5 protein-coding genes are annotated in these 9,476 nt (G+C 39.8%); 2 read left to right on the top strand and 3 right to left on the bottom strand.

Translation table 11 applies throughout. From position 1 onward, the window contains the following. The first annotated feature begins 277 nt into the window (after positions 1–277). Both V6C71_17810 and V6C71_17805 read left to right on the top strand, forming a co-directional pair. Positions 278–610, top strand: a complete 333-nt coding sequence (locus tag V6C71_17810) for a metal-sensitive transcriptional regulator (protein ID HEY9770320.1) — start codon at positions 278–280, stop codon at positions 608–610. 200 nt (positions 611–810) lie between these two features. Next, entirely contained in the window at positions 811–2,247 is a 1,437-nt protein-coding gene (locus V6C71_17805) for a PPC domain-containing protein (GenBank protein ID HEY9770319.1), read from the top strand. 59 nt (positions 2,248–2,306) lie between these two features. On the opposite strand, the gene V6C71_17800 is transcribed toward V6C71_17805, so the two are convergent. From V6C71_17800 to polA, 3 genes are all read right to left on the bottom strand, one after another. Next, on the bottom strand, positions 2,307–3,653 hold the full coding sequence (locus V6C71_17800) for a Mur ligase family protein (protein HEY9770318.1): 1,347 nt from the start codon (positions 3,651–3,653) through the stop codon (positions 2,307–2,309). A 350-nt stretch (positions 3,654–4,003) separates the two neighbouring features. Further along, a complete protein-coding gene (sppA, locus tag V6C71_17795; GenBank protein ID HEY9770317.1) occupies positions 4,004–5,809 on the bottom strand; it encodes a signal peptide peptidase SppA in 1,806 nt (601 codons plus the stop codon). 318 nt (positions 5,810–6,127) lie between these two features. Further along, positions 6,128–9,070, bottom strand: coding sequence for a DNA polymerase I (polA, locus tag V6C71_17790; protein HEY9770316.1), 2,943 nt, complete (start codon positions 9,068–9,070; stop codon positions 6,128–6,130). Positions 9,071–9,476: the final 406 nt, after the last annotated feature.

The following is a 9,476-nucleotide window of genomic DNA, read 5'->3' as shown; positions in this document are numbered from 1 at the left end:
TCTTTAAAACATCATTGCATCGCTCTTTTTTGCTTGAGGTTTATCTACAATATAAAAATAATTGCTTAACCTTGGTGTCCCATCAATTTGTTCAATTGTGGCTAAAAAAATCTAATTTATTCATAATAAATTTGGTGAGTTCTGTTCTGAGGTTCAATACTAAATTCAGAATATAGCGATCGCTTGTTGCTCTCTAAACCATTTAATTTTGTATTGCTCGACCCTTGCGTTAACCAAAATTCCGCTCTTTTACTGTTTAGAGATTATAGATAATCGCATGATTAAAAAAGTAGACTCTTCTAGAAGTTCTTTGATTAATACCTCCAATATTTCGCCTCATGTTCATGATGAAGAATCTTTAAGACAAATTATTAATCGTTTATCTCGTATTGAAGGTCATGTTCGTGGCATTAAGACCATGGTAAGTGAACATCGTCCTTGTCCAGAGGTTCTCAATCAAATTGCAGCAGTAAAAGGAGCAATCACTAGCGTAGCTAAAATTATTTTGGAAGATCATCTTGAAGAGTGTATAGTTCGTGCAGCAGATCGCGGTAATTTAGAAGCAGAAATAAAAGAATTAAAAGACGCTTTGAATCGATTTTTACCCTAAACTCGAGACTCATTCTGGCAATTAAAAACTTCAATACTGCCTTTTTCAAACAAATCACGATCTAAGGAACTTTACTGATGTTGTAAGCGTCTGGCTACTTACCCACTGTTAAATACTTGATGCTGATTAAACTTGAGCTAACATAGGCTTGTCGTAGAAAGGAATAGGCTTTTGCTTAATCGTGAGAGAGAGGTTATACAATGCGTAAAACTAAGATGATTCAAGTTTATTTTCCTGGTTGGCAACTCTGGATCTTTAGTCTCACGGTTTATTTGGCTTTGGCGATTCAATCATCTAGCTCAATTGCTCAAGTCTCTACAAATCAGTCAGATAGCAAACAGGCTGTTAATATCAATACAGCTCCAAGTGCTTTAGAGCCTAAAATATTATCAGAAATTAATCGGGTTAGAACCAATCCTCAAGGTTATGCTCAGTGGCTCGAAGCACAAAAACAATACTATGATGGCATTTGGCTCAGATTACCTGGAGAAAAGCCAATTAGAACTAATAAAGGACGCAAGGCACTCAATGAAGCGATCGCCATTCTGCAAAAGCAACCGCCTTTACCTGCTTTAGTAATTTCCCAGCAAACTGCTGCTGGTGCTACATCTGAGCTAGAAAATTTTGCCACTGCTAACAACATTCAATACTTTAGCTACGGTAGAACAACTGCGGTAGGGATAGTGATGGGATTAGTGGTAGATGACTTATTCCCAGATCGCCGTCGTCGAAATAGTCTTTTGAGTCCAGAGGCTGAGAATACGGGAGTTGTCTGCAAGCCCGATCCTAGATACGCTAAGGTATGTGCGATCGCCTATTCGGATTCAGCGATCGCTGATATTGCTGAAGCAAAACCAGACGCTACAGTAACAACTGACAGCGAGATTGCGGATTTACCCGATACAGCAACTAAACCTGAGCCTGAACCTACTCCTGAACCTACTCCTACTCCTGAAGCAACGCCCGCGACTCCAGCAGAAGCTGCGGACATTGCTGTTGGAGAATTACCTGAGCCACCCCAACTACAAGTCCCTCCTACACCTTCTGTAAGCAGTGAAGAACAAGCCAGTCAGTCAGAGCCAGAAAATTCTTTAGACATTGCTCAAGCTGAGTCTGAGATAGACGAGGAATCAGCACAATTAGCAGACGATAATGGCGAGGAACAACCACCATCAGAATCTGAGTCAGAGTCGAGTGAGTCACAGTTAGAAGCATCGACAGAAGAAACTGAAGCAAATGAGTCCATAGCAGATAGTTATAATCAAGCACAGATAGCTCAAGATTCCCAGCAGGTTGCGACTAACTCTAATTCCTTCTTAGAAGAAAGAGTCGAGCGAGGTACATTAGAAGAAGGCGATCGCATTATCGCTGATGATGGCAGTTTGTATGATTTTTATCCTTTAGAAGGTAAGGCAGGTGATTCTTGGACAATCTATTTAGAAAGCGATGAATTTGATGCTTTTGTGGCATTAGTTGACGCTAATGGTAATACTATCAAAGAGAATGACGATATTAGTCAAGAAAATAGCAATTCTCGCATTCAGGTTACTCTTCCAGAAGACGGCGTTTATAACATTATTGTCAACACTTATGACGAAGCTGGCAAAGGGAATTATGTGCTGAAGATGAGTCCCTAACTAACCCTAACTAAATAGTCGAGGGAAAACTAGATCTCTTGCAGCAATAGAATGAGCAATCAAAGAATCTTACGTCCTACTAAAATTTCTCTAACCTCTAACATGGCAGAATAGGTAGGGATAATATGTAACGTTTCTGTTGGTTTGGTGTAGCTCAAGGCGGTAGCGATCGCTTCTGAGAGCTGTTCTTTGACTACCAGTTCAAAATTAGTTTGAGCCATATCGATTGATTCAGAGCTATAGATGAGTCTTAATGCCATGTCGTAAACGCGATCGCCACTGACAATTAAAGTTCCCCCCAGCTTCACCAACTCCTCTGTATCTACATCCCAAATCCAAGAAACATCTGTACCATCAGGAATGCGATCGTTTAAAACCAAAAGAGTAACAGAAGATTTACCTGTCTTCTTAATATTGTTAACGGCTCGAATAGTTTCATTCATCCCTACAGGATTTTTGGATAACATAATACGGACTTGCTTTTGGTCAATTTCTAGTTCTTCCGCACGACCAAAGGCAGCTTTAAAGTTTTTAATCGTCTTAAAGATATCTGCGGTTTTAATGCCAATTGCTTGAGTTAATACGCTGGCTGCTAGAGTATTATACTTGTTGTATACTCCGATTAAAATTTGGGGATGTTCTCGGCTATTTAATGGAACTTTACTTTTGGCAAAATCACAGCTGGGACAGTAGTAATCACCCAAATGGGATAAATAAACCCCCTGGTAATTCAAAAGATGTCCACAGCGAGGACAATAGATTGAATCAACCGCATGAGGAATCTCATCAAGATATAGTTCGGGTTCATTTAGTCCAAAATACAGGACTTTTTGACTCAGTTGCTGTCCCAAACTAGAAAGGGTCGGATCGTCTGCATTCAAAACAATGGTTGTGTCTTCTGGTAAAGGCGCGACTGCTTTAACCCAGCGTTGAGCGATCGTGTCTACCTCACCATATCGATCTAACTGATCGCGAAATAAATTTAACGCCAGAATATATTTTGGCTGACAGTCTTTTAATACTAGAGGCAAGATGTTTTCATCAACTTCGAGAATGGCATAATCGGCAAAAATTCGACCAGTAATATCTGCACTACTGAGCAAAGCAGTAATTAAGCCGTTAATTAAGTTAGCACCGCTAGAATTATGAACCACTTTAAAACCGCAGTCGCTCAAAATCTGCTTGAGCAATAAAGAGGTAGTGGTTTTACCGTTTGTCCCCACTACCAAAATTACCCCCAGGCTTACCTGCTCAAACAACAGCGGTAAAAGATGAGGATGGAGACGACGAGCTATTTCTCCTGGTAAAACCGAAGCAGCACCTAAACGAAGCGATCGCACTACTCCTGTAATTGTTTTTGCCACCCCTACAGCTAAACCTAACCGAACCCGTTCTAATAGTTGCATCCTTTTATTTTTGAGCCGAACATATATCTTGATAACCTATTTTGCTGGGAAATTACAGCTAATACCAATTTTCATGCATTAGCTGGAGAACTCAAATTAAATTGTAGTAGTGCGTCTAGATTAATTTGTTGGGTATTGAAAATTAGTTTTGGCCCCCTGAAACAGCCCAGTACTTTAGCCTAGACGTGGTACTACCAAGTCTCTTATTACTACGTATAAAAGTTAGGACAATTTTATTGAATTGCTACTTACTACTTACGAACCAATAGTTGAGGACACGTCTTTTGAGGTTTCCTCAAAAGCTCGTGATGTCCGTTTTGTGTCCTAATCTCATTTTGTACGGCTATATATCAGTCAATTTCAAAATTGAACGGTAGACGAGCATAAACTCCGCTGGGGTCGTTAAATGTATTTAGCAAAGATAATTCCTGTCTTATTTTTAATAATTCAGCGGTAACTAGATCGATTTCTGCTGGTGATTCCAACGCTTTAACGCTAAATAAGCGTTGCATCAGCTCGTTTTCAAAGCGATTCGACTGGGGATATTCTTCTAGTTGCCAACTGTTGCCTAATTCAGCTTTTTCGGCTGCGTAGGCGATCGCACTTGATAAACCGCCAATGCGATCGACTAAACCAATTTTAATTGCTTCTTTGCCCGACCAAACTCTTCCTTGGGCAATTTCTTTAACTTTCGCTTCAGGAAGATTGCGATAGCGAGCTACTTTTTTCACGAATAAATCATAGGTTTTGTTAACTGACTTTTGATAGATAGCCAACTCTGCTTCAGTTTTGGGACGTATATTAGAATCAATATCAGCAAATTCTCCTGTTTTAACGACATCCCAGGTAACGCCATGTTCATTGGCAATCTCTTGAATATTAGACAGTAAGCCAAAAACACCAATCGAACCAGTGACGGTGTTCTCTTCGGCAAAGATACGATCTGCACCAGCAGCAATCCAATAACCGCCAGAAGCAGCCGTATTCCCCATGGAAACAATAACGGGCTTTTCTTTTTTAGTGAGCAATATTTCGCGCAAAATGGCTTCTGAAGCTGTTGCGCTACCGCCAGGACTGTTGACTCGCAAAACGATCGCCTTAACGCTATCATCTTGTCTTAGTTGCTGAAATTCTTCAGTAAAGCGATCGCTACCTATAGTTTCAATACCGCCTTTTCCCTCAACAATTGTGCCTTCTGCGTAGAGCAAGGCAATCTTTTGCGCGGCGGTGTCTGCAACTTCGGTGGTGGGAATAGTGCGATCGGCATAAGTTCCTAGATCGACCTGTCTGAAGCTTTCTGTAGTTTCAGTTTCTCCTGTTAATTGTCTTAGTTTGCTAGCTACGTTGTCGTAATAACCAACCCGATCGATCAAACCTGCTTTTTTAGCCTCTTGTGGTTCAAGATATCCCTTAGCATTAGCTAGCTTTTGCAGCTTATCGGTATTTAACTCTCGACTGTCGGCTACGGTATCGACAAACTTACTCCAAAGATCGATTAACAAGGCTTTAGTTTGTTCCCGATTAGCTGGACTAAGATCGTTACGAATATAGGGTTCTACGGCGGATTTATAGTCGCCAACTCGAATTACCTGAATTCCTACGCCATATTTTTCTAACGCGCCTTTCAAAAACATTTGCTTGGAACTTAAACCGTTTAACTCCATCATGCCCATGGGATTAACAATCACCTCATCGGCTAAGGAAGACAGATAATATTTACTCTCACTCAAAGTTACGTCGTAGGTAATAATTTTCTTTCCCGCAGCCTGAAACTTCTCTAACGCAGTTCTAACTTCTTCCATAGTGGCATAATCGTTGGGGCTATCACCTTTTCTACCGTCTAAAAATAAAGCTACAATGCGATCGTCTTTGGTTGCTCGATCGATGGACTGCAAAACTCGACGTAAGGTGATAACTTCTTGCTCTTTGCCAGAGAAAGCCTGAGCTAGATTAGCTGAAGGTTTAAAGTCTTTGATCTGGGTTGATAAATCAAAAACTAACACTGACTTATCTTTAATCCCTTGAGTATCTTCATCATCAGAAATTGCGGTTAATAATATCAAGATTAATCCGCTAGCACCTAGGCTAATAAAAAGAAACAAGCCGATCATGCTACCAATAGTACTAGCAAAAGTTTGTTTTAAAAATTGACGCATTCTAGTGATTTATATAAGTAAATGATTGATAAGCGTAGGCAGCATTTGAGCGGTATCTATTTTTATACTTCCCGTAAACTTCTCAATCTATATCATTATTACTGGTAAATAACGGTCTAATTTGAGTTCTCACCTAACTGTTAATTTTCTACACTACGTCATTAAATAACTGTCATCAAAAATTCATTGCTTTGTCACACGAACGCCACAACCTTTCTATATTCTGATTATTGTCAGTCCTACAAATGATTTTACTCATAAGCTCCTTCAGGCTTTTTAGGACTGACTTTACTATTTGAAGTTCTCAATTTTGAGATCCTATTTCGCCTCCATCCAATTTTTCCCTGCATTAATATCCACTGCTAAAGGAATGCTAAGCTCCACGGCATCTTCCATAGTTGACTTAATGATGGGCTGTAATTCTAACCACTCGTGTGGAGGTACTTCTAGCACTAGCTCATCGTGTACTTGCAGCAGTAGTTTAGCCTGATAGTCTTGCAGAATATTCTGTAGTTTAATCATCGCAATTTTAATGATGTCAGCACTCGAACCCTGGATGGGAGAATTAGCTGCGGCTCTTAGGATCTGGGCATCGGTATAGCTATACTTTAAGCTGGCTAAATCTATGGTTTCAGGGTTGCTGCCACGTAGCTGTTTGAGGCTTTCGCTAATCAGATTGATGTATCTTCTTCTACCTAGAATCGTATTAACATAACCGTAAGCGATCGCCTGTTTTTTTACTCCTTCTAAATACTCAAATACCTTAGCGTATTGTTGACGGTATTTTTCGATAAACTGTTTGCCAATATCTACTTGAAAACCAGATTCCCGTGAGAATCTTTGCGCTCCCATGCCATAGATTACACCGAAGTTAATAATCTTACCTAAGCGTCTTTCTTCTGAAGTGATGTCTTCTTTGTCAAACAATAATCGAGCCGTCACGCGATGAACATCTCTGTTATTACGGTAGGCATCGATTAACACTGGCTCTTGACTTAGGTGTGCGAGAATTCTCAGTTCAATTTGGGAATAGTCTGCTGCTACTAATAGCCAACCTGCTTGAGGGATAAATGCCTGGCGTATCTGACGGGAAAACTCTGTCCGAATCGGAATATTTTGCAGGTTAGGGTTAGAAGAAGATAGTCTTCCTGTTGCAACCACTGTTTGATTAAAGTCGGTATGTAATCTTCCTGTCGACTTTCGCACTAGGGCGGGTAAAGCATCAACATAAGTTGATTTTAGTTTGGCTAGAGTACGATGTTCTAGCATATTGTCAATCACAGGATGATCACCCCGCAGCTTTTCTAGTACCTGTTGATTGGTGGAATAGCCTGTCTTAGTTTTACGAGACTTTTTGCGATCTAATCCCAGTTTCTCAAACAAGATTACGCTCAGTTGCTTGGGTGAACTTAAATTGAATTCTTCTCCCGCTGCTGCATAAGTCGATTGTTCTAGCTTTTGCAGATCTCGATCTAGCTGTTGAGAAAATTGATGCAGATATGCGGTATCTAAACTGATGCCCGTATTTTCCATCGTCGCTAATACGGGTTCTAAAGGTTGCTCTACTTCTAATAATAGTTTTGCCAGCTTGGGAAACTCAACTAACTTGGCTTTTAACTTACCCACTAAATAATAGGTTGCGTAAACATCTAGTCCACAATAATCTGCCACCACCGCAATGTCTAAATCGGCGATCGTCTTACCTTTGGGTACACCCAGATCTTTATAGCTTTTGGCAGCAATTTCTAACCCATAGCGTTTGGATAAATCTCCCAAATTATGGGTCATTTCAGGATTAAGCACATAGCTTGCCAGCATGGTATCAAACACCACTCCCGCCAGATTAATACCCTGGTGATGTAACACTAAGCGATCGAACTTAGCATTTTGTAGCGCCGTAGGATATCGATCGCTCTCTAATATTGGTTGAAGGGTAGCTAAAACCAATTTTTGGTCTAACTGTGTTCCTGCTGTATGAGCCAGGGGAATATAGGCAATATCGGTATTGCGATCGCCCCAACAACAGCCAATACCCACCAATTCAGCCAGATGAGTTTCTAACGAAGTAGTCTCGGTATCCCAAGCTACGGGTTTTTCGGAATCGGTATGTTTTTTTAATGTTTTGACTAACTGTTTTAACTTAGCTTCGGTATCAATAATTTGCGTATTTAATTGGGGTTTGAATAGATCCACGAGTTCTTCTGGTTCTAAATCGGCGCGAACACTATCAGCAAATAAAGAAAGTTGACCATTGCGCTCATTTGTTCCTGTAGGGACAACATCAATCACTTTAATTTCAGCTTCGCCTCCAAGTCTTACCTGAAGTTTATTTAGATTGCTAATTGCTTTGTTTAGCTCTAATTCTTGGAGCAGTGGTAATACATTATCTGGCTCAAACCCAACCAATTTACAGTTGTTTAAATCGATTTCCAGGGGAGAATTAATTTCAATCTGTGCTAAAAATTGTGAGTGCAATGCATCTTCTTTACCTGTGGCTAATTTCTGTTTAGTTGCTCCTTTGATTTGTTCTAGATTGTCATAAACTTCTGCTAAAGTAGGATACTCTTCTAAAAGCTTAATTGCCGTTTTTTCGCCAATTCCTTTCACTCCTGGAATACAGTCGGATTTATCACCACACAGAGCTTTGAAATCCACTATTTGTTCGGGAGTAACTCCCATCTTCTCAATTACGCCAGCGCGATCAAACTCGGTATAGCTTTGAGCTGTTTTTCTAAAAACTTGATTGTGCAGATATAAAACGCTGATTCCTCTTGCATCGTCTACTAGTTGAAATAAATCGCGATCGCCCGTGACAATTTTGACTCGATAACCTGCTGCACTAGCTTTGGTGGCAATTGTTCCTAAAATATCATCGGCTTCATATCCTGGCTGAGTAACAATAGCCAGATTAAATGCCTGGAGTAACTTTTTTAAGTTGTGGATATCAGGAATAAAGTCTTCGGGAGTATCGACGCGATTGCTCTTATAGTTGTCATCAGCTTCATGGCGAAAAGTTAGCTCCCCTAAATCAAAAGCGATCGCCATAAACTGTGGGGATTCTGTTTCTAATACCTGTAATAAAGAATTGATAAATCCGAAGCAAATACTAGTGGGAATACCTGTAGAAGTAATTAAAGGTTCCCGTCGAGAATTATTAAAAGCATAGTAGGCACGAAAGGCTAAAGAATGACCATCCACTAAAATTAGTAGCGGTTTTGTATTGTTTGAAGTAGCAGAATTAATTACAACAGCAGAAGGCATAAGATTGGTTTTGAGCAGAAAAGATAGATTAAAATAAAGGTAATGTTTCAGTTTATTGAATACTGTAAACATTGGTGAAACAAACTTGTTTGACACTTTTTAAAGTGCTAGATTAATTACAGGTACAAAGAAGTACACCAAGCTTCTTCCCAAGGCAGATTATAGCAAGTACCTCCCGCTATGAATCTACACAATAGCTTATTATATAGATTGAGCAAAAAATAGGCGAATTACTATTGGTTATTATGGCGTATGTAGCGACCGAATAGCATCAAGAAGATTCGTAATCTGAGCCAGTTAGGCTTGTTGCCAAAGTATCACTATTAATTTTAGTTATTGTGCGGTAATATATAAAACATTTAGTTAGAACTTTTTGGAACACTTTGTCATCAAATTCAACTCTACA

Origin of the sequence: Coleofasciculaceae cyanobacterium (assembly GCA_036703275.1) — a bacterium.
In the GTDB taxonomy this organism is placed as follows: domain Bacteria; phylum Cyanobacteriota; class Cyanobacteriia; order Cyanobacteriales; family Xenococcaceae; genus Waterburya.
Note: the sequence above shows the minus strand (reverse complement) of the source record. Positions and strands in the feature narration are given on the sequence as shown.